The sequence below is a fragment of the Bacillus paranthracis genome, from assembly GCF_024296885.1.
Classification (GTDB): Bacteria; Bacillota; Bacilli; order Bacillales; family Bacillaceae_G; genus Bacillus_A; species Bacillus_A paranthracis.
The window spans coordinates 5,121,764-5,141,916 of sequence record NZ_CP101135.1 but is presented as its reverse complement, the minus strand read 5'-3'; the positions used below and the strand labels follow the sequence as shown (position 1 = coordinate 5,141,916).

The following is a 20,153-nucleotide window of genomic DNA, read 5'->3' as shown; positions in this document are numbered from 1 at the left end:
ATGAATGCACGTAAGCAATTATGGATAGCAGTTATATGTATGACTTTTGTTGTAATTTTAGGAACGCTAGGATTTATGACGATTGAAGAGATTAGTTTGTTTCAAGCATTTTGGATGACGATGATTACTGTATTAACGGTTGGATACGGAGATGCCATTCCTGTAACACAGGCAGGAAAAGTTTTTGCGCTCCTTATCATACCGATTGGAGTCGGTATCGTTACGTATGCAATCGGTGTAGTGGCAGCTATGATTATTGAAGGGAACCTATTTCATGCAGTACGGAGGAAGAAGATGGATAAACAAATAGCACAGTTACAAAATCATATTATCGTATGTGGTTGCGGTAGAGTAGGGCTTCAAGTTGTACATGAATTGCAAGAAAAGAAAATTCCATTTGTCGTCGTGGATAAGGATGAAAGCATATTAGAGAAGGAAAAGCTTTTATATGTACATGGAGATGCAACAGAAGACCAAGTGTTACAACATGCTGGGATTTCAAAGGCAGCTGGTTTAGTTGCTATCGTAGCAAATGACGCTGAAAATGTATTTATTACGTTAACTGCAAGAGGATTAAACGATGCAATTAAAATTGTGGCAAGAGCAGAAAAACCAGAAACCGAAGACAAATTAAAGAGGGCTGGTGCAAATAAGGTGATTAATCCATCTAGTATGGCAGGGATTCATATTGCAAAAGGTATTGCGAATCCGTTAACAGTTCATTATATTGATACAGTACTGTATGGCGTGGAGCAGTCATTTGTAATTGAAGAAATTGCAGTAGGTAAGGGCTCTATTTTAACTAATAAATCATTATTAGAGAGTGATGTTAGAAATCAATTTGATGTAACAATTTTAGCGATTTTGAGAAATGGGAATGTTATACATAATCCAACGGGGCAGGAAAAGTTGCAAGAACATGATATGATAATAGTATTTGGTTCAGTAGAGAAGCTGGGACAATTTGAGAAAGAACTACAAAGTATGAGGTGATAAGGGATGCAAATATCAAGCGATAAGATTTTAAATAAAATGGCGAATGAAATTGCAAAGGCAAAAAGTAGTGAAGGACAAAAATCAAAAGAACATGTATTAGTTGTGCGTGCTTTATGTGATTTATTATTAGATGAGCAAGTTGAATCTTCTACGTATAGAGAGCCACAAGTTCAATCACAAATAATTGGATCACAACCAATCACGATGCAACCAATTGCACCGGTTTCTAATGAGCCAGTATATATAAAAGAAAGTGATGCAAATGGTAATTCTTTATTTGATTTTTAGAGGATAAATCGTTTGGCTTATATGAAAAAATTGCTTATGATAAAAGTAAAAAAGGGGAATTAAGATGAAAATTTTCTTTTTACTAGGTTGTATTGCAGCGGGGCTATCTGTTGCGTTAGGGGCTTTCGGAGCACACGGTTTAGAAAATAAAGTTTCTGCAAAAATGTTAGAGGTTTGGAAAACAGGTGTTACATATCAAATGTTTCATGCAGGTGGACTATTTGTAGTTGCTTTATTGATGGATAAAATTCAATCATCACTCTTAACTACTGCTGGTTGGCTTATGGTAGCTGGGATCATTATGTTCTCGGGTAGTCTGTATGCATTAAGTACAACAGGTATTAAGTTCTTTGGTCCAATTACACCTCTTGGTGGTGTAGCGTTTATTGTGGCATGGATCTTAGTTGGAACTGCAGTTGTAAAAGGATTATAAAAAACAAAAGCTGGCATACGCCAGCTTTTTTTATGGTCTTGGAGCATAAGTTGCTTGTTGACTAGGCAAATACGTAATTTCTTCTGGGAATTCTACATAATCTAAGTAAATCATTAATAATAAATAACGTTTCCCTGATTGTGGCTCACTAATTACGATATGATCACGACCAGCCGCTTCGATAATACCCGTATAGGATTGTGTACCGAGTGAACTACCACGCTCATAAGTCATTACAACTGTGGCTTGCTTGCCCTTGTTCAAGCGAAGAATATTTTCAATATATGACTGTTCTAGAGGTAACATGCCTTGAGAAACAGCATATTGAGCTTGCGCAGCTTGTTGTTGCATTGCTTGCTGCTGTTGCTGTTGCTGTGGGGTCATTTGTTGCGGTTGTACGTAAGTTCCAGATGGTTGATAGAAACCTGTTCCGTAATACGGATTTTGTTGCTGTGCCATTCAAAAATCCCTCCTTGTTTTCATTCCTTAATATATGCTAGGGCAATCCCCAGCATTTGGCTGGAAGAAGCAGTGCTTTTTGAAGCGACCAGAGTTTTGCTGATTATACCAAGTTGGTGGACATGCACCTTCAGGCCTAAAAAACCATAAGGCAAAATTTGCAGGCCAAAAACGTTGTCCTTGAATCGTTCGCCTTGCTAATGCGATATCTTGTTCCCTTGCACGTTGATAAAAATAACCTTTTTGAGTTGCCTCAAAACCACCAGGATTTTGATACACCATTTGACGTAAATTACGAATATTTTTAAAGTCTAAACAATTCCCGCGGACACGATTTACTCCAACGTTTCCGACCATTAACATCCCCTGTTGTCCTTCACCTTCAGCTTCAGCACGCATCAGTCTAGCTAATAACTTTACATCTTCTTCGTTATACGCGATAACGCCCATTATGTGTCACCTCTCTTTTTGGAATACCTTGTGGAAAGAGGTTTATGTCTAGATGAAGTGTGTAACAATTACTAGTTCATACGTATGAGAAAAAGGACTCAGATATGACAACCAAACAAAGTTTTACATGGAGAGTGGAAAATAAAAAAAGCTAGCGTGAGCCAGCTTTTTTATTAAAAAACTTTAGACCATAAGTTTGAGAAGAAATCACCGATAGAGCGCATTGTTAATACAAACCAATTTGCTTTTTCAACTTCTTCTGTCGTTTTTGCAGTAACTTTCATACTTTTACTACCGTCTAAGAAACCGTATTTATCGGTTGATTCTAAAGTAATCGATCCTACTTTTGCATCTTTCTTAATAGGAGCAATTAAATGACCATCTTCAGCAAGAGATTTATCTACTTCAGTTCCAATTTTATAAGGGTCTTTGCTACCTTTTTTTGCAATTACAGTTATTTCTTTTTCCGGTGCAACAGTTACTTGATCTTCTTTCCCTTGTACTACAGAGAGTGTATTGTTTTTATCGACCTTTAGTTTTTGTTTTTCGAAGTTATTAAACCCGTATTCGATTAACTCACGAGATTCTGTGAAGCGCTCGTCCATTGATTTTGTTTTAATAATAACCGAAATAAGACGTACATCACCACGTTTAGCAGTAATAGTAAATCCGTATCCAGCTGTATCAGAACTTCCGGTTTTTAAACCATCAGTACCTTCATAAGCGAAAGCAGCTCCTGGTAACATCCAGTTCCAGTTTTCCATACGAATTGGTTTCGGATGATTATCTGGGAAGTTTCTAAATCTTTGTTTTGTATCCTCTAGCATTTCTGGATACTTTGTAATCATTGCTTTTGAAAGTATACCCATATCGCGAGCTGACATAGAGTTTTCTGCATTTGGATTAGTACCCTCAGGATGTTTTCCTTTTAAGTCAGCGTTATTTAAACCAGTAGCGTTTACAAATTTATATTTCTTTAACCCTAGTTTTTTTGCATGTTCATTTGCAAGATTTAAGAAGTTTTTCTCACTTCCTGCAAGAAGTTCTGCTAAGGCAATACTAGATCCGTTTGCAGAGAAGATAACGATAGAATGATATAGTTCTCTTACAGTATATTGACGTCCTTTTTCGAACGGCACGTTAGAGAATTCATTATTACGTGAAACTTCATAAGCGTAATCGGAAACATTTACCTTTGTATCCCAAGTGATTTTTCCTTCTTTAATTGCTTCTAACACGGCATAAACAACAATTAATTTTGACATACTAGCGATAGCTAGTAATTCATCTGGATTTTGTTCATGCAGTATTTTTCCTGTATCTGCATCAAATAGAAGTGCAGCAGCTGCCTCAATGTGTATTTTTTCTTCCGCATGGGATGTTGTTACTCCTAAGGAAGAAATTGACAATAGAAACACTAGTAAAATAGAAAAGATTTTCTTCATATACATTATCACCTTCGCATCGTTATTAGCATATAGCTCGTACCATTTTAGCATAAATTTGGATATAGAAAGGTTACAATTTTGTAAGGTATTTAAAAGGGATTTGTCGATTTTTGTTCAAATTTGCGGAAAAAAGAAGTTTTTTGAGGAGAAATATAGAGGGGAATAAAAAAAGGAACGAATTTCGTTCCTTTTTCACGATTTATATGTGTAAAAATTTCTCTACCTTTTCGTCTGGTAAAATGTTTCCGACGAAAAATGTTCCGAATTCACCATAACGAGCACTTACTTCATCGAAGCGCATTTCATATATAAGCTTTTTAAATTGAAGAACATCGTCAGCGAATAATGTTACGCCCCACTCAAAATCGTCGAATCCAACAGATCCTGAAATAACTTGGCGTACTTTACCTGCATACTGGCGACCAATTTTACTATGACTGTACATCATTTTCTTACGTTCCTCCATTGGAAGCATGTACCAGTTGTCATCACCTTGTCGACGCTTGTCCATTGGATAGAAGCAAATATGATTTGCTTTCGGTAACTCAGGATATAAGCGAGCTAAGATTTGTGGATTTTGGTATGGATCTTCATCAGCTGGAAGGTAGTTGCTTAGTTCAACAACAGATACGTAAGAGTATGCAGGAACCATATATTCAGCTAAAGTTGTTTTATTCAATTCTGTTTCAATTTCATTTAACTCTTCCATTGTTGGACGTAAAATCATAAGCATAATATCAGCTTTTTGGCCAACAACTGTATACATTGCGTGACTGCCCTTTTTTGCAGCAGCTACGTCGTTCCATTTTTCAACGACATTTAAAAATTCAGACACAGCTTGTCCGCGTTCGTCGCTAGATAATGTTTTCCATGCAGCCCAATCAATAGAACGTAAATCATGTAAACAATACCAGCCATCTAACGTTGTTGTTGCTTCACTCATTCTATTCACCTCAGTTAATGATAGTTTTACACGTTAACTATAGCATATATAGTTTTAAAATCATCTATATAAAACCTTGGCGCATAAAATTGTCACATTTAAGTGTTTAAGCAAGGTGAATTTAACGGCTGAATTTTATGAAAATATAATCATTTTTATTTTATCTATTTTTTGGGAGCTATAAGTTTAAAATATAGAGGAAAAGAAGTATTCTTAAAGATAGAGTTTTTTAACATATGTAGGAGGGTTTATTCGTGAGCAACTTATTTACAACAGTAAAAGAAAAAGTTCAAGGAAAAGGCATTTCTATCGTACTTCCTGAAGGAACTGATGAAAGAATTTTAGGCGCTGCAGAGCGTTTAGCAAAAGAAGAGTTAGTAAAACCAATCTTAGTTGGTAATAAAGAAGAAATTAGCGCAAAAGCTGCTAGCATGAATTTAACATTAGCAGGCGTTGATATTTACGATCCAGCTACATACGAAGAAATGGATGCAATGGTAGCATCTTTCGTTGAACGCCGTAAAGGTAAAGCAACTGAAGAAGACGCTCGCAAAATCCTTAAAGACGAAAACTACTTCGGTACAATGCTTGTATACATGGGTAAAGCACACGGTTTAGTAAGTGGTGCAGCTCACTCTACAGCTGATACAGTTCGTCCAGCACTTCAAATCATTAAAACAAAACCAGGCGTTACAAAAACTTCTGGCGTATTCATTATGGTACGTGAGGAAGAGAAATATGTATTTGCTGATTGTGCAATTAACATTGCACCAAATAGCCAAGATTTAGCTGAAATTGGTATCGAAAGTGCAAAAACTGCTGAATTATTCGGCATTGATCCACGCGTTGCTATGTTAAGCTTCTCTACAAAAGGTTCTGCGAAATCTCCAGAAACAGAAAAAGTTGTAGAAGCAACTCGCATTGCAAAAGAAATGGCTCCAGAATTAGCTCTAGATGGAGAATTCCAATTCGATGCTGCATTCGTACCATCTGTAGCTGAGAAAAAAGCTCCAGGTTCTACAATTAAAGGTGATGCTAACGTATTCGTATTCCCAAGCTTAGAAGCTGGTAATATCGGCTACAAAATCGCTCAACGTTTAGGTAACTTCGAAGCGGTAGGACCAATCTTACAAGGTTTAAACATGCCTGTAAACGACCTATCTCGTGGATGTAACGAAGAAGAAGTGTACAAGTTAGCTTTAATTACAGCAGCTCAAGCACTTTAATTCTATAACGAATTGAAATAAAGACCGTCGCTAAAATAGCGACGGTCTTTATTTTTCTAAGCCAAGTGCTTTATTGTTACGATCAATAATACGTTGTAAATTCGTCTCATATAAAGGTATTTCATCTATTGTTAATTGAGATGGTGTTAACTTTGGAGCGAATTGCTGCAATGTTTTTAAAAGGCGCATCATTAAATCTTGTACTGTAATGGTTTCGCCAAGTAATTCTGAAAGTGAAGCCATCGTACTCGGTACAATTTCAGGATAAGTAAAGCGTGTTTCTTCTCCTTGAATGGCTAGGTTGTAGAAATCACGAACAAGTGCGGCACGTTCAGAGCCACTTCCTGTAGCACAGAGATAAATTTGGACAGCGACACCACCGCGAATACGGCGCTGTGAAATACCAGCAAATTTTTGGTCGCGAATACTTAAATCGTAGCTACCAGGGCAGTAAGAACCAACGATTTCTTTTGCCTCAATTGTAACATCGTAATCCTTTAACATTTCCTGAATTAAATGCCACATTGTATCGTATCCAAGATCAATATCGATACCTTTTTCCGTCTCTTGGAATAAAAGTGATACGTTTAACACACCTTCATCAAGTACGACTGCAAGCCCGCCAGAATTACGAACGATAACATTGAAGTCGTTTTCTTTTAAAAAGGAAATACCTTCTTCTAAGTGTGGTAGGCGTGAATCTTGAATGCCAAGAACAATTGTATTGTGATGAACCCAAGAGCGCATTGTTGCAGCTGATTCGCCCTTTCCAATGCTTGTGCATAATGTATCATCCATTGCGAATGATTGAAGTGCATGGAATGTTGGTCCTAAACTAGACTGATCTACAATACGCCACTCTGGCTGAGATAAAATGGAACGGGAATTGCTCATATAACTAACCCCTTATCTTTAAAATGACAATCTTTATTATAGCAAAAAATAATGAAAGTAGTTTTTAAGAGAAAACCTTACTGAATTGTAAGGTTGTTGTAAGGAAAGCGAATTGGTTAAATGATCTAAGATGGCTAAACTAAGAGATGTAATTATTGATTTTAGGAGGCATACAAATGAAAAATGTTAAATTAGGAATCGTAGCGATTATGTCAGCTGCTGTATTTAGTGGCTGTTCTATTATGGATATGATTGCACCACAAGCAACGGGTGTTGTTATGTACGGAGATGAAACAGGCGTTCAACAAACAATGGATCAATATAAAGATAAAATTGAATCTCAAAATAAATTTGAAGCTAAACTAGGTACTGTTAATGAGAAAAAGGTTTTAATCATGAATAAAACAACGGCTGAGAAGATGGTAAAGGAAAACATGCTGAAAAAAGTAGTGAAAGAAGATGTAGAACCTATTAAAGCATTGCCGGCCATTTCTGATGAAGCTGGAATTGTATTTGCTAAAGAGGAACAAAAAGATGTAGTAATTGATGGAAAGAAAATGAAGTACGAAGGCAATGTAGTAATTGGTGATGCGCGTAAATATACAGATATGTATGCAGTTGTTAGTGATGCAGAATATGCAAAAATAAGTGAACCGGTAAAAACAATTGGTTTAGCATCCTTTAAAGAGAATCCAAAGGAAAAGATTTTCCCAGATATAAAGAGGGATTCTAAAGTAGAAGAAGCACATATGGTTGAAGTGAAATAACAAAAAGGATGCATGTAATGCATCCTTTTTACTCTGCAATTTTTTCTAAATTACCATTTCGATCCATTCGGAAAGATGTTTGAGAACGTTCTTCTTCATCCATGACTGCCAACTTACGAGCGCGGTTCATAATGTTCATAAGTGTTTCGTAATCTTCTTGTACAGTATGAGATTGTTTTTCTAATTTTTCCAGTTTCTTTTCTAGTTCTTCATTTCGAAGGATTTGTGATTTAATTTCTTGTTTCAATCTCGTATTCTCGTTTTCAAGAGCTGTCACTTTTATATTTGAAGATCCGACTGTTTGTAAAAAATAAATAACATCTTGCATTGTCATAGAGCCTTTTGCAGTAGGAACGGTAGTTTCTTGATATGGAGTAGCTTCTTTATATTGTACAATTGATTCCTCTTGTACGAACTCTTCATAATTAGTTATCGAATCTGAAGCTGGTGGTGTATAAAGTAAACGTTTTTTCGCTTGTTCACCACTTGCAGCACGCATTTTATCTTTACGATGTTTTTTTGCTAGTTGAAGAGCTTGTTCATAGCTATAGCGAACAACAGCATTCCAACGGAAACCACAGGCAGCCGATGTACGATTTAATCTGTCTCCTACTTCTTCAAATGCATTTAATTGGGTACTTCCTTCTCGAACGTGACGAAGTACAGTTTCAGCAAGTAATAAATCATCCTCATCCGTCCAAGCATCTTGTCTTACTTTCATAGATTCAACTCCCTTTCTTTTTATGAACTTCCTATTTTTATAATGGGCAAAAAAGTGAGCTTTTATACAAAGCTTTTAAAAATATGGTAGATTTCGATGAGAGGTATAAAGTGAAACTTTCATCAGTGGGGAGGTTCTTCATCCCCTACCTAACTTCTTTGCTTTCGCTGAATTTTAAGGTGGGGATCTTACTGCCCATTAAAGCGGGATAAATTTTGCCAAGAATGACGGAAGCTGCTGTAGGAAAACATATACATATGTAGCATTATATGTGGAAAGAGCGTCGAAAGGAAACTTGCAACGAGCTTCAAAGAGCGGTAAAATACCATTTAGTGTTTATTTTTAAATGTACTTGAGAAAAGTTTAAAATAGAGGAAGTGTTATATAATGGGAAACGAATTTCGTGTGTGTGATGATTGTCAGGCAACGAACGTTAAAACGCTGATTCCAAAGCTAAAAAAAGTAGATTCATGTGCAACGATTGAAGTTGGATGTCAGTCTTACTGTGGCCCTGGCCGTAAAAAATCATTCGCATTTGTAAATAATCGTCCAGTTGCAGCGCCAACAGAAGACGAATTAATTGTAAAAATTGAGGCAAAGTTAAATAAGTAAGGAAAAGAAGAGTGAACAGATTACTCTTCTTTTTTTATGCCCATAAGAGGAAGAATCTATTCTGAGAAAGCTTAACTGGTGATGATAATAGTTCATGACAGATAGGCATTATCTATTTATTAAGGTCTCGGCCTATATGAATTTGTATTTCAAAATAATGGTTGACAGTCTTTTGAAGCGATAGGTAGAATAGAAGGTGTCTGATTCTGAGAATCATTATCAGAAAAGGGCCGATTCATTTAATTTTTTTATTGCTATTTGAGAATAAATTTCATTTCATTAAATTAAACATATGTTGTTGGTTAGGATGGTTGAGGGATGGAAGCGAGCGCAAGGAGTATAGAACAGCAAGATGTGAATGTTAAAGAGATTAAGAGCAGGCCGCTCATTGCCTCTATTATTTTAGTAGCAGGTACAATTTTGTTAGCTTTAAGCATGGCACTGTCTATTTCGTTTGGTGCTGCAGATATTAGTTTAAAGACTGTATGGCAAGCTGTATTTCAGTTTGACGGTTCTATTACGCATCATAATGTAATTCAAGAACTTCGCATGCCTAGAGCAATAGGGGGCGTAGTAGCAGGTGCCTTTTTAGCGGTATCAGGAGCAATTATGCAAGGTATGACGCGAAATCCACTTGCATCACCATCGTTAATGGGGATTACAGATGGGGCTGTGTTTGGAATTGCAATTATGTATGCATTCTTCCCTAATTCACCTTATTTAATGTTCGTTATCGCATCTTTTATTGGTGCTGCGTTTGGAGCGAGCATTGTATATGGAATTGGATCTTCTTCACCAGGTGGATTAACGCCTGTGAAATTAGCTTTAGCGGGTGCCGCGATTAGTGCTTTATTAGGGGCCATTTCATCTGGAATTGCGCTATATTTCAATCTTGCCCAAGAGGTAAGTATGTGGAATGCAGGCGGAGTTGCTGGAGTGAAATGGGAAAGTATTAATATGTTAGTACCGATTGGTCTAGTTTGTCTCTTCATTGCAATTATGATGTCGAGGTATATTACAATTTTAAGCTTCGGTGAAGAAATTGCGATTGGACTTGGTCAAAATACGACATTAATTAAATTTATCGGGACAGTACTTGTTCTTGTGTTAACAGGTTCGGCAGTTTCTATGGCAGGATCGGTTGGATTTGTTGGTCTTGTCATCCCACATATGACTCGTTTCCTTGTAGGCTCAGACTATAGATGGGTTATTCCATGTTCTGCGGTCTTAGGCGGGCTGTTAATTGAATGTGCAGATATGTTATCTCGCGTTATTAATCCGCCGTTTGAAACGCCAATTGGAGCAATTACAGCGCTAATTGGGGTTCCATTCTTCCTCTACTTAGCACGTAACGAAGGGAGAGGAAAAATGTGAGGACAAGTGTCTTAACAAAAAAGAACGTTTCGGTTTTAACAATTTTAGTAGGATTAATCGTTACTGTATTTTTAGTGAGTTTAAATACAGGGACATTTAAAATACCGCCAATGGACGTATTAAAGTCATTGGTTGGACTCGGGGCTGAAGATCAGTCTGTTATTTTATTTGAATTCCGTATGCCGCGTATGGTCATTGCTATATTAGTTGGATCTGCTTTAGCTATGTCAGGTGCGATCTTGCAAGGGTTATCACGAAATCCACTTGCTGATCCAGGTATTATCGGTATTAACGCTGGAGCGGGATTAACAGTTGTTATCTTTGTCTACTTTTTCTTCGGGAAAGTAGGAACTGGTACATTTTTATCTGTATTCATTCTTCCGTTCTTCGCACTAGTTGGAGCGATATTAGCAGCTGTTATTATTTATTTACTAGCATGGAAAGACGGCGTTTCATCTACTCGATTGATACTTGTGGGTATCGCTGTTGCAGCCGGGTTTGGTGCTGTTAGTTTAATTTTTTCTATGAAGATGACATCTAACGATTTCCGCTTTGCTACGATTTGGTTAGCAGGAAGTCTTTGGGGCACAGATTGGAAGTTCGTGCTAAGTGTCCTTCCATGGATGGTTATTTTCTTGCCACTAGCTATTAGTAAAGCACACATACTAAATGTAATGAACCTAGGCGACTCTACAGCAGTTGGTCTTGGTGTAAACGTAGAAAAGGAAAGACGTAAATTATTATTTATTGCAGTTTGTTTAGCAGGTGCATCTGTCGCTGTTGCCGGAGGAATTGGTTTTATCGGTTTAATGGCTCCCCATTTAGCGAGGCGCCTTGTTGGTGGGAAACATCAAATTATGCTGCCTACAGCTGCACTAATAGGAACGTTTTTACTTTTATTCGCAGACGTAATTTCAAGAAGTGTGTTACCAACTTCAGAAATACCGGTCGGTCTTGTTATTTCTGTAATTGGTGCACCGTATTTTATATACTTACTTATGAGGACAAAGTAAAGGGAGGCTTTTTGTATGGCAACTTTAGCAGTTGATGCGGTATCTGTTGGCTATAATGAAGGGTTAATTATTGATGGATTAACAGTTGAAATTCCGGAAGGGAAAATTACAACAATTATTGGACCAAATGGTTGTGGAAAGTCCACATTATTAAAAACGGCTTCTCGTATTTTGAAAGCAAAAAAAGGTACTGTTTATCTTGACGGAAAAGCAATCGAGAAACAACCAACGAAAGAAATCGCAAAGAAAATGGCAATTTTACCACAGACTGCAGAAGTACCAACTGGCCTTACTGTATTTGAACTCGTTTCATATGGACGCTTTCCTCATCAAAAAGGATTTGGAACGTTGAAAGAAGAGGATTATCGCTACATTCATTGGGCACTTGAAGTGACGGGAATGACAGAATTCGCAAATCGTCCAGCAGAGGCATTATCAGGTGGGCAACGTCAACGCGTATGGATTGCGATGGCTCTTGCACAAGGGACAGAATTACTCGTATTAGATGAACCGACAACGTACTTAGATATGGCTCATCAATTAGAAGTATTAAACTTATTGAAAAAGTTAAATGAAGAAGAAGGTAGAACGATTGTTATGGTTATCCATGACTTAAACCATGCTTCTCGTTTCTCAGATCATATGATTGCATTAAAAGCTGGTAAGTTAATGAAACAAGGAACGCCAGATGAAGTGATGACGAGTGAAACACTTCGTAATGTATTTGAGATTGAAGCTCAAATTGTTCCATGTCCAGTAAACTGTAAGCCAATTTGTTTAACGTATGATTTAGCGATGATTAGTAATCAATTGCGTAAAAAAGCATAAGTAGAATCCCCCTCGTAAAGAGGGGGGCTTCTAATGGACGTTGAGCTTCTTATTAGTAAATAGGAAGTTGAACACCCGTTAGAACGGGGGCATAAGCAACAATTAATCAATATATATTTATTAATTGTTAACCTTGTTTCTTATAGTTCACTGTAACTTATAAGAGAAATACAGCTAGAAGGAGTGGGAACATGAAGAATTTTAAAATGGCGTTATTAGCAATGGTACTAGTCGTTACTTCTGTACTATTTGCAGCTTGTTCTAACAAAGAAGAGAAGAAAGCAGATGCGAAGGATGCGAAGACTGAAGAGCGCACTGTACAACATGCAAAAGGGGAAATTAAAATCCCTGCAAATCCCAAGAAAATTGCTGACCTTAGTGGTTCAACAGAAGAATTATTAATCTTTGGTATGAAACCAATTATTACTGCTAATACATCTCAAGAAAAAATTGATGCACATATTGAAAAGAAATTAAAAGACGTAAAACCAGTTGGTTCTGCTTGGGGAGATAAAATTAACATCGAAGCAGTAGCTGCTGCAAAACCAGACTTAATTCTTGTAAATAATCGTCAAGAAAAGATTTATGATCAATTATCTAAAATTGCACCAACAGTTATGTTAAAAACTCCATTAGACCAATGGCGTCCAAAATTCGAAGAAGTAGGTCAAATCTTCGGTAAAGAGAAAGAAACAAAAGAATGGTTCAAACAGTATGACGAAAAAGCAAGCAAATTACATGACAAAATCGTTGCGAAAACTGGCGATGCTAAATTCATGAAAATGGCTGCATATCCAAACGCTTTCCGCGTATACGGTGACTACGGTTACGGTAGTGTAATCTTTAATGATTTAAAATTACCAGCAGTTAAAGGTACACCAACTGATAAACCGTTAGTACAAGTACAAAAAGAAGCTTTAATCGATTACAACCCAGATTACTTATTCGTATTTACGACTGGTGACGGTTCTCAGCGCCTAAAAGAATTCCAAGAAGAATCAATTTGGAAAAATATGAACGCTGTTAAAAACAACCACGTATTTACAATTAAAAACGAAGAATTAAACAAAGGTTACTTCCCACTAGGTAAAGAAATGATCTTAGATGAAGTTGCTGAGTTCGTTTTAGGGAAATAATATATAAAAAGAGATCACTTTTACCCCGGTAAAAGTGATTTTTTCTTTATATAAGGGCAATTAATATAGTCTTTCATTTCTTTCTGTTTCCTATTTCGTTTATAATATATAGTAAGAATGCAGTAAAGAAAGGGGGATGTCGGAAAGTGGTATATTTAAACGACAAACTCAGCGAAACAAAAGTGTTTAAAGACCCGGTACATAAATATGTGCACGTGCGCGATCGTGTTATTTGGGATTTAATCGGAACGAAAGAATTTCAACGCTTGCGCCGTATTAAGCAGCTTGGAACGACATTTTTTACATTTCACGGTGCAGAGCATAGTCGCTTTACTCATTCGTTAGGTGTATATGAAATTATTCGTCGTATGATTGATGATGTGTTTGATGGCAGACCGAATTGGAATGCTGAAGATAGATTGTTATGCTTATGTGCGGCATTACTTCATGATGTCGGTCACGGTCCGTTTTCTCATTCGTTTGAAAAAGTATTTTCATTAGACCATGAGAAATTTACGCAAAAGATTATCGTTGGAGATACGGAAATTAATCGTGTATTAAGTCGTGTGGATAAAGATTTCCCACAAAAGGTAGCCGATGTAATTGCGAAAACATCTACTAATAAATTAGCGATTAGCATGATTTCCAGTCAAATTGATGCAGATCGCATGGACTATTTATTAAGAGATGCGTATTTCACTGGCGTAAAGTATGGAAACTTTGATATGGAACGTATACTGCGCGTTATGCGTCCGTACGGAAATCAAGTAGTTATTAAAAATAGTGGTATGCATGCTGTTGAACATTATATTATGAGTCGTTATCAAATGTACTGGCAAGTATATTTCCATCCAGTAACGCGCAGTGCTGAAGTTATTTTAACGAAGATTTTACACCGTGCAAAATCATTGCACGAGAAGTACTATACATTTAAAAATCATCCGGTTCATTTCTATTCTTTATTTGAAGAAGAAGTAACAGTAGAGGATTATTTAAAGTTAGACGAGAACGTTATGTATTATTACTTCCAAGTATGGCAAGACGAAGAGGATCCAATTTTAAGTGATTTATGCCGTCGTTTTATGAATCGAAACCTATTTAAATATGTAGAGTTTACAGATAAGCACGGTTTAGATAATTGGATGGAATTAAGTAGCTTATTTAAAAAGATTGGACTCGATCCAGAATACTATTTAGTAGTTGATTCAACATCAGACTTACCGTACGACTTTTACCGTGCTGGTGAAGAAGAAGAACGTCTGCCAATCTTACTTCTTATGCCAAATGGAGAGCTTAGAGAGCTTTCACGTGAATCGGATATTGTTGAGGCGATTACTGGTAAGAAGAGAAGGGATCAAAAGCTATTCTACCCGCATGATTTAATCTATGAAGATGGAAGAAAAGGAAAATATAAAGAGAGAATCATCGAGTTACTCGAAGGAAAAAAATAAGAAGCAGCTAATGGCTGCTTCTTATGAAAAAACTTGAAATTATTTGTCGCTTAAGCGTTTTCCGCCAACTGCATAATGGTTTTTAGACATTTCTTCGATGAAAACAACGATGTTTTCTTCAGGAGCACCAGTTGTTTCGCTTACTGCTGCTGTTACTTTCTCAGCAAGAGCTTTCTTTTGTTCCTCTGTGCGTCCTTCTAGCATTTTCACTGTTACGTATGGCATATATAATCGCTCCTTTTATGTAAGTTACACTCTTATTATAGCGGATTATGTGGAAGAACAATCGAAAAAACAAATAATTTCTTTTTTGACATATGGAAGAGGAGATGAAATATGGATCAGTTATTTAGATACCCGTTGCACCAAATTCCTTTGGTAGCAATGGCCATTATTATCGCATTATCAGTGCATGAATTTGCGCATGCATATGTAGCATATAAATTTGGAGACGATACAGCAAAGAGACAAGGGCGCTTAACTTTATCGCCGATGGCACATTTAGATCCTATCGGGATGATTGCTGTATTAATTCTTGGTTTTGGTTGGGCGAGACCAGTTCCTGTTAACCCATATAACTTTAAAAGACCTCGTCTTGCAGGTATATTAGTTTCAATTGCAGGACCGATTAGTAACTTAATTTTAAGCGCAATCGGTTTAATTATTTGGTATAGCTTATTAACATTTGGTGTATTAGACTCAATTCCATTTGCAGTAGCAGATACGCTAGCTCAATTTTTCCAGATTTTTATTATGTTGAATATCGTGTTACTTGTCTTTAACTTATTACCAATCCCGCCACTTGATGGATATCGCGTAGTGGAGGATTTAGCACCAACAAATATTCGTGCGAAAATGACACAGTATGAAAAATACGGGGCAATTGCTTTATTAATTCTAGTTATTACACCGCTTAGCAATTACACAATCCAACCTATTTTTAATGTTGTCATTCCATACGTATTTGCATTTTTAAACAGTATTATTGCGCCTATCTTTGGCCTTTTATAATCATTAAGTGAGGAGGAATTTACATATGACAGAGAAAAAGAAAAAAATCGGTTTTAATATCGTGAAAAATGATTCAACAGATGGACATGGTGGTTTTGGCGTTGGGGCATTAAGTCTAGAAAACATTTCACCTGTATTTGTCGATGTACTAGAGAAAACAGCATTTGTTGATATCGGTGCGATGCATGCACGTAGTACAGTAGAAAAAGGTATTAAGTTTTTAACAAATAAAGATGAAGTTCCAAACGGAAAACCATACTGGCTTGTATGGGTAACGATTGAAAGAACAGCAACAGGTGCGTATTACGCAGGCGTAACAGCTTGTGAAATGACAGTTGACCGTGAAATTCGCCGCGGATATAAGTCACTTCCAGAGCACGTAAACAAAATGGATAAATCATTGAAGCGTCACATTATGGTTGAACATATGGACGAATCATCTAAAAAAGTACTTGGTACATTCTTAAAAGAACATAATGAAGCGATTTGGAACGAGTCTAGCGAAGAATTGCGCCGTGCATTATTAAGTGAATAAAAGAAAAGGATGTCTCACTAGTCGATTGTTGACTAGTGAGACATCCTTTTTATTTTGGCTTGTTGTATGAAAATATATCAACGATTCGACTAGGAGGCTATTCCACGTTCAGTGAAATAGCTTGATATTCTACCAAGGAAGATATTTTTTCCACCAACTTGTTTTTTTCTTTTCTTCAGTTGTCTTTTCAAATTCCTCTTTATCATCAACGTGATCCATACAATATTCAGTTGGTTCTGTACCTTTTGCAAAATACATTTTCACTGAAATTGGGCAATTTTTTGTAGCGATTTTCCCGTTTTCAGGGTTAATATCGACTGCAACGACGTCACTTGGTTGTTTAAACTCTTTTTTAGGTTGTCCATCTAAGCCTTTCTCCATCGTATCAGTCCATATTCTTTTCGCATAGCCTTGTTCTGCTACGTTTGAAATTGATTTAGGTTGATCATATCCAACCCATACGCCAGTTACGAGTTGCGGGGTAAACCCAATCATCCAACTATCTGTTTCAGTAGAACCAGATTTTCCGGCATAGGTTCTTGATAGTTTAGATAACATCGATTGACCAGTTACAGCAGCATAACTACTTAGTTTTTTATTAAACATGCCTGTCATCATTTCTTCCATCACAAATGCTTTGCTCTTATCAAGAACTTGTTTACTCTCCAAATGAGCATCGTATAAAATATTTCCTTCATGATCCATAATGCGGCGAATGAAAATAGGTTTTACTTCTCTTCCACCGTTTGCGAACATGCTATAAGCGTTAACCATTTCAATTGGTTTTACAGGAGATGTACCGAGCGCGAGGGAAGGGACATCTTTTAATGCACTTTTAATGCCGAATTGCTTCGCCGTTTTTGTAAGAATGTCTTCGCCTAAAAATAAATTGGTCTTCACGGCATATATGTTATCAGAGACCGCAAGAGCTTGCGCCATTGTTACAAAATCGTCTGCATAATAGTCTTTATAGTTTTTCGGTTTATACTTTGAAACACCGTCACCTAAAGTGAACACGGTGTATTCGCTTTTTAAGCGCGTAGCAGGGGTGAATCCTCGTTCTAATGCCGCATAATATAGAAATGGCTTAAATGTAGATCCAGGCTGGCGAGCGGCCTGTGTAGCCCTGTTAAATTGACTTGTATTATAGTCAGTTCCACCAACAAGGGCAGCTACTTCCCCTGTTTTTGGATTCATAGAGACGAGCGCAGTTTGTATGTTTGTCGTGTCAGGTATGTGGTCTTTTACAGCTTGTTCTGCAACTGATTGTAATTTCGGGTCTAGCGTTGTATAAATACGCAAGCCGCCTTTTTGTAAGGCTTGCTCATCTAATCCGACATCGCGAAGAAGAGAAGCTTGTACAGCATCTTGGAAATAAGGCGCAACCTCTGCGACTTTTTTCGTATCTAATGAAGCGAAAGTTAGTGATTCTTTCTTTGCTGAAGCTGCTTGTTTCTTCGTAATATAGCCTTGTTCTACCATTTCATCTAATATAAGAGATTGTCGTTCTTTCGCACGATCTTTTTTTAAAAAGGGAGAGTAGACACTAGGTCCTTTTGGTATACCCGCGAGCATACTAGCTTCCGCTAATGTTAATTCTTTTGCTGTTTTATCAAAATATAGACGGGACGCAGCTTCGATTCCATAAGCACCATGCCCGTAATAAATTGTATTTAAATATCCTTCTAAAATATGATTTTTATTATAATTCACTTCAAGACGGATTGTGTACATTGCTTCTAATAGTTTACGTTTCCACGTTTTATCATGATCTAAGTATAGGTTACGGGCATACTGTTGTGTAATCGTACTAGCGCCTTGGACTTTTGCCATCGCTTTTAAATCAGCAACAATGGCACCAGCGATACGCTTCATATCGAAGCCATGATGTTTGTAGAATCTTTGATCTTCGATAGAAAGTGTTGCCTCTTTTACGTAAGGAGAAATTTCCTTGAGAGATACATTGTATCGTTTTTGTACCTCATTACTTTGTCCTATAACAGTGTCATCATTAGCATAAAAGACACTTGTTTGCGGGACAGCGACAGGAGGAGGTCCCATAATTTTTGCAACTATAATAATAACAAAAAAGGAAAAAACGAAAAAAAGAACAGAAGAAAACATTACGGTGAAGAAAAGACGTTTATATTTTTTAAGTTTTGGATTCATAGTTTGATCCATCTTTTTCAGCCCCTCATTCATACAAACATTATTGTATTAGTATTGAGGGTTTTCGATTATTTTAAACAATGAAATTTCGAAAATAAAGAGCTCCTTCAATTAAGAAAGGAGCTCAAATGCACGTGCTGGCCAATCGGTAATAATGACATCTACGCCATAATCAATCATAGTTTGCAAATCTTTGTATTCGTTAATTGTATAAGGGCGGAAAACGTACCCTTGTTTTTGCGCGAGTTGAACAAATTCCTTTGTTAGTAGTTGAAAGTTTGGATGTAAACCAGTTGCTTCTCTAGTTTTTGCTTCAGCGATAGGATCAGCAAGTGGCTGGTCATATAAAATGGCTCTTGGGATTTCAGGAGCAATTTCTGCTAATAATGAAACAGAGTCGTGATTAAATGAAGAGAATACAATTTGATTAGAAAGATGATATTCTCGAACGAGAGCAACAACTTTTTCTTCAATGTTTGGATAGTGAATGACATCTGTCTTTAACTCAATGTTGAGCTGTAACTTTGTTGTAGATAACCAAATGAATACTTCGCGTAACGTTGGGATTTTTGCTTCATGGAAAGAAGAATCTTTATGGCTGCCGGCATCTAAAGCTTGTAACTCCTCTACCGTTTTTTCAGAAACAAGTCCTACATCATTCGTTGTACGATCGACTGTTTCATCGTGAATTACGACAAGTTCACCATCTTTTGATAGGTGGACATCAAGTTCAATGCCATGGGCGCCGATGCGTTCAGCTTCTTGGAAGGCAATCATCGTATTTTCTGGATGTGTTCCTTTTACGCCGCGATGAGCGAAAATAAGTGGTTTACTCATGTGAAATTCTCCTTATCATTTCTTTTCTTTCATTATGAAACTGCTTTTGAAAAAATACAATTTAATATGACAAACATTTACAAAAGTCTAACAGTTGCACAAAAGTTAACGTTAACGTAAAATGTAATAATCGAGTGAAGGGAGGAATAAACATGTATAAGATTGATGAAGTTACAAAGCAAGTTGGTTTAACAAAACGTACACTTCGTTATTATGAGGAAATTGGTTTAATTCATCCCCCAGAACGTAGTGAGGGGAACATTCGCCTGTATACAGACGAAGATATCGCTAGAATTAAAAGAATTGTGGAAGCGAAAGAAGTGTTAGGGATTACGCTTCAAGAAATGCAACATTTTTTATCGTTAAAAGAAAGAATGGAGCAAAGAAGAAATAGTGAGAATCCCCGTGATCGTGAAGTGATTCAAGAAATTAAAGAGATGCTTGAAAAACAAGTGCAAACGCTAGACGAGAAAATGGAGCAAATGCAGCGTGTAAAGGGAGAACTTGAAGACAGCTTACATCGTGCAGTGACATTTTTAGAGAATACAAAAGGAGAGTAATC

General features: G+C 36.8%; 23 protein-coding genes. 14 read left to right on the top strand and 9 right to left on the bottom strand.

The window, feature by feature from the left end; genetic code table 11:
- The 3 genes from NLJ82_RS26610 (at position 1) to NLJ82_RS26600 (ending at position 1,717) form a co-directional block, all read left to right on the top strand.
- Entirely contained in the window at positions 1-993 is a 993-nt protein-coding gene (locus tag NLJ82_RS26610) for a potassium channel family protein (protein WP_000994002.1), read from the top strand.
- 6 nt (positions 994-999) lie between these two features.
- Positions 1,000-1,284, top strand: a complete 285-nt coding sequence (locus NLJ82_RS26605; RefSeq protein WP_001167357.1) for a YwdI family protein — start codon at positions 1,000-1,002, stop codon at positions 1,282-1,284.
- Positions 1,285-1,348: 64 nt separating this feature from the next.
- Positions 1,349-1,717, top strand: coding sequence for a DUF423 domain-containing protein (locus NLJ82_RS26600; protein WP_000688322.1), 369 nt, complete (start codon positions 1,349-1,351; stop codon positions 1,715-1,717).
- A gap of 30 nt (positions 1,718-1,747) precedes the next feature.
- On the opposite strand, the gene gerQ is transcribed toward NLJ82_RS26600, so the two are convergent.
- The 4 genes from gerQ to hemQ all read right to left on the bottom strand — a co-directional run bounded on the left by gerQ (position 1,748) and on the right by hemQ (position 5,017).
- The gene (gene gerQ / locus NLJ82_RS26595) at positions 1,748-2,176 is read right to left on the bottom strand and encodes a spore coat protein GerQ (RefSeq protein ID WP_000068648.1); all 429 of its coding nucleotides are present in this window, start codon (positions 2,174-2,176) and stop codon (positions 1,748-1,750) included.
- A 27-nt stretch (positions 2,177-2,203) separates the two neighbouring features.
- Complete coding sequence (gene cwlJ, locus NLJ82_RS26590; RefSeq protein ID WP_000538165.1) at positions 2,204-2,626, bottom strand: cell wall hydrolase CwlJ; 423 nt, start codon at positions 2,624-2,626, stop codon at positions 2,204-2,206.
- 173 nt (positions 2,627-2,799) lie between these two features.
- On the bottom strand, positions 2,800-4,077 hold the full coding sequence (locus tag NLJ82_RS26585; RefSeq protein ID WP_002092566.1) for a serine hydrolase: 1,278 nt from the start codon (positions 4,075-4,077) through the stop codon (positions 2,800-2,802).
- Positions 4,078-4,273: 196 nt separating this feature from the next.
- Positions 4,274-5,017 (bottom strand): hydrogen peroxide-dependent heme synthase, encoded by a 744-nt coding sequence (gene hemQ, locus NLJ82_RS26580; RefSeq protein WP_001287585.1) that lies wholly within the window; start codon positions 5,015-5,017, stop codon positions 4,274-4,276.
- A 254-nt stretch (positions 5,018-5,271) separates the two neighbouring features.
- On the opposite strand from hemQ, the gene pta reads away from it, so the two are divergent.
- Complete coding sequence (gene pta, locus NLJ82_RS26575) at positions 5,272-6,243, top strand: phosphate acetyltransferase (protein WP_000067214.1); 972 nt, start codon at positions 5,272-5,274, stop codon at positions 6,241-6,243.
- Positions 6,244-6,291: 48 nt separating this feature from the next.
- Here pta and lipL read toward each other — a convergent pair whose 3' ends face one another.
- Positions 6,292-7,137 (bottom strand): octanoyl-[GcvH]:protein N-octanoyltransferase, encoded by an 846-nt coding sequence (gene lipL / locus NLJ82_RS26570; protein WP_000071927.1) that lies wholly within the window; start codon positions 7,135-7,137, stop codon positions 6,292-6,294.
- 176 nt (positions 7,138-7,313) lie between these two features.
- On the opposite strand from lipL, the gene NLJ82_RS26565 reads away from it, so the two are divergent.
- A complete protein-coding gene (locus NLJ82_RS26565; RefSeq protein WP_000800129.1) occupies positions 7,314-7,904 on the top strand; it encodes a lipoprotein BA_5634 family protein in 591 nt (196 codons plus the stop codon).
- A 28-nt stretch (positions 7,905-7,932) separates the two neighbouring features.
- Here the strand turns inward: NLJ82_RS26565 and NLJ82_RS26560 are convergent, their stop codons facing one another.
- Entirely contained in the window at positions 7,933-8,625 is a 693-nt protein-coding gene (locus tag NLJ82_RS26560; RefSeq protein WP_000868375.1) for an RsfA family transcriptional regulator, read from the bottom strand.
- A 387-nt stretch (positions 8,626-9,012) separates the two neighbouring features.
- Here NLJ82_RS26560 and NLJ82_RS26555 point away from each other — a divergent pair, with 387 nt between their 5' ends.
- The 6 genes from NLJ82_RS26555 to NLJ82_RS26530 all read left to right on the top strand — a co-directional run bounded on the left by NLJ82_RS26555 (position 9,013) and on the right by NLJ82_RS26530 (position 15,039).
- Positions 9,013-9,237: a YuzB family protein gene (locus NLJ82_RS26555; RefSeq protein ID WP_000526077.1), complete on the top strand. Its 225-nt coding sequence runs from the start codon at positions 9,013-9,015 to the stop codon at positions 9,235-9,237.
- Between the two features lie 318 nt (positions 9,238-9,555).
- The gene (locus NLJ82_RS26550) at positions 9,556-10,611 is read left to right on the top strand and encodes a FecCD family ABC transporter permease (protein ID WP_000388276.1); all 1,056 of its coding nucleotides are present in this window, start codon (positions 9,556-9,558) and stop codon (positions 10,609-10,611) included.
- The gene (locus tag NLJ82_RS26545) at positions 10,608-11,624 is read left to right on the top strand and encodes a FecCD family ABC transporter permease (RefSeq protein WP_001260776.1); all 1,017 of its coding nucleotides are present in this window, start codon (positions 10,608-10,610) and stop codon (positions 11,622-11,624) included. Before NLJ82_RS26550 ends, NLJ82_RS26545 begins: the two co-directional genes overlap by 4 nt.
- A gap of 15 nt (positions 11,625-11,639) precedes the next feature.
- Positions 11,640-12,452, top strand: a complete 813-nt coding sequence (locus NLJ82_RS26540; RefSeq protein WP_000212060.1) for an ABC transporter ATP-binding protein — start codon at positions 11,640-11,642, stop codon at positions 12,450-12,452.
- A 191-nt stretch (positions 12,453-12,643) separates the two neighbouring features.
- Positions 12,644-13,588 carry an ABC transporter substrate-binding protein gene (locus tag NLJ82_RS26535; RefSeq protein WP_000787743.1) on the top strand — a complete coding sequence of 315 codons (945 nt, stop codon included), beginning with the start codon at positions 12,644-12,646 and terminating at the stop codon, positions 13,586-13,588.
- A 146-nt stretch (positions 13,589-13,734) separates the two neighbouring features.
- A complete protein-coding gene (locus NLJ82_RS26530; protein ID WP_000262739.1) occupies positions 13,735-15,039 on the top strand; it encodes an HD domain-containing protein in 1,305 nt (434 codons plus the stop codon).
- A 39-nt stretch (positions 15,040-15,078) separates the two neighbouring features.
- On the opposite strand, the gene thmT is transcribed toward NLJ82_RS26530, so the two are convergent.
- Complete coding sequence (thmT, locus tag NLJ82_RS26525) at positions 15,079-15,264, bottom strand: 2-hydroxymuconate tautomerase (protein WP_001147171.1); 186 nt, start codon at positions 15,262-15,264, stop codon at positions 15,079-15,081.
- Positions 15,265-15,375: 111 nt separating this feature from the next.
- Between thmT and NLJ82_RS26520 the strand changes: the two genes are divergently transcribed.
- Together NLJ82_RS26520 and NLJ82_RS26515 are read left to right on the top strand one after the other, a co-directional pair.
- Positions 15,376-16,050 carry a site-2 protease family protein gene (locus NLJ82_RS26520; protein WP_000372461.1) on the top strand — a complete coding sequence of 225 codons (675 nt, stop codon included), beginning with the start codon at positions 15,376-15,378 and terminating at the stop codon, positions 16,048-16,050.
- A gap of 25 nt (positions 16,051-16,075) precedes the next feature.
- Positions 16,076-16,585, top strand: coding sequence for a YwhD family protein (locus tag NLJ82_RS26515; RefSeq protein ID WP_000136688.1), 510 nt, complete (start codon positions 16,076-16,078; stop codon positions 16,583-16,585).
- Between the two features lie 129 nt (positions 16,586-16,714).
- Here NLJ82_RS26515 and NLJ82_RS26510 read toward each other — a convergent pair whose 3' ends face one another.
- On the bottom strand, positions 16,715-18,766 hold the full coding sequence (locus NLJ82_RS26510; protein ID WP_000372985.1) for a transglycosylase domain-containing protein: 2,052 nt from the start codon (positions 18,764-18,766) through the stop codon (positions 16,715-16,717).
- A 99-nt stretch (positions 18,767-18,865) separates the two neighbouring features.
- The gene (locus NLJ82_RS26505; protein ID WP_000042761.1) at positions 18,866-19,591 is read right to left on the bottom strand and encodes a glycerophosphodiester phosphodiesterase; all 726 of its coding nucleotides are present in this window, start codon (positions 19,589-19,591) and stop codon (positions 18,866-18,868) included.
- A 152-nt stretch (positions 19,592-19,743) separates the two neighbouring features.
- Here NLJ82_RS26505 and NLJ82_RS26500 point away from each other — a divergent pair, with 152 nt between their 5' ends.
- Positions 19,744-20,151, top strand: coding sequence for a MerR family transcriptional regulator (locus NLJ82_RS26500; RefSeq protein WP_000276568.1), 408 nt, complete (start codon positions 19,744-19,746; stop codon positions 20,149-20,151).
- The last annotated feature ends 2 nt before the right edge of the window (positions 20,152-20,153 follow it).

Coding starts and splice junctions, on each gene's coding strand:
- cwlJ (WP_000538165.1), bottom strand. CDS start 2,626: ATGGGCGTTATCGCGTATAACGAAGAAGATGTAAAGTTATTAGCTAGA.
- NLJ82_RS26515 (WP_000136688.1), top strand. CDS start 16,076: ATGACAGAGAAAAAGAAAAAAATCGGTTTTAATATCGTGAAAAATGAT.
- gerQ (WP_000068648.1), bottom strand. CDS start 2,176: ATGGCACAGCAACAAAATCCGTATTACGGAACAGGTTTCTATCAACCA.
- NLJ82_RS26605 (WP_001167357.1), top strand. CDS start 1,000: ATGCAAATATCAAGCGATAAGATTTTAAATAAAATGGCGAATGAAATT.
- NLJ82_RS26535 (WP_000787743.1), top strand. CDS start 12,644: ATGAAGAATTTTAAAATGGCGTTATTAGCAATGGTACTAGTCGTTACT.
- NLJ82_RS26600 (WP_000688322.1), top strand. CDS start 1,349: ATGAAAATTTTCTTTTTACTAGGTTGTATTGCAGCGGGGCTATCTGTT.
- NLJ82_RS26505 (WP_000042761.1), bottom strand. CDS start 19,591: ATGAGTAAACCACTTATTTTCGCTCATCGCGGCGTAAAAGGAACACAT.
- NLJ82_RS26520 (WP_000372461.1), top strand. CDS start 15,376: ATGGATCAGTTATTTAGATACCCGTTGCACCAAATTCCTTTGGTAGCA.
- lipL (WP_000071927.1), bottom strand. CDS start 7,137: ATGAGCAATTCCCGTTCCATTTTATCTCAGCCAGAGTGGCGTATTGTA.
- NLJ82_RS26540 (WP_000212060.1), top strand. CDS start 11,640: ATGGCAACTTTAGCAGTTGATGCGGTATCTGTTGGCTATAATGAAGGG.
- thmT (WP_001147171.1), bottom strand. CDS start 15,264: ATGCCATACGTAACAGTGAAAATGCTAGAAGGACGCACAGAGGAACAA.
- NLJ82_RS26560 (WP_000868375.1), bottom strand. CDS start 8,625: ATGAAAGTAAGACAAGATGCTTGGACGGATGAGGATGATTTATTACTT.
- NLJ82_RS26565 (WP_000800129.1), top strand. CDS start 7,314: ATGAAAAATGTTAAATTAGGAATCGTAGCGATTATGTCAGCTGCTGTA.
- NLJ82_RS26510 (WP_000372985.1), bottom strand. CDS start 18,766: ATGGATCAAACTATGAATCCAAAACTTAAAAAATATAAACGTCTTTTC.
- NLJ82_RS26555 (WP_000526077.1), top strand. CDS start 9,013: ATGGGAAACGAATTTCGTGTGTGTGATGATTGTCAGGCAACGAACGTT.
- NLJ82_RS26585 (WP_002092566.1), bottom strand. CDS start 4,077: ATGTATATGAAGAAAATCTTTTCTATTTTACTAGTGTTTCTATTGTCA.
- hemQ (WP_001287585.1), bottom strand. CDS start 5,017: ATGAGTGAAGCAACAACAACGTTAGATGGCTGGTATTGTTTACATGAT.
- NLJ82_RS26550 (WP_000388276.1), top strand. CDS start 9,556: ATGGAAGCGAGCGCAAGGAGTATAGAACAGCAAGATGTGAATGTTAAA.
- NLJ82_RS26500 (WP_000276568.1), top strand. CDS start 19,744: ATGTATAAGATTGATGAAGTTACAAAGCAAGTTGGTTTAACAAAACGT.
- NLJ82_RS26610 (WP_000994002.1), top strand. CDS start 1: ATGAATGCACGTAAGCAATTATGGATAGCAGTTATATGTATGACTTTT.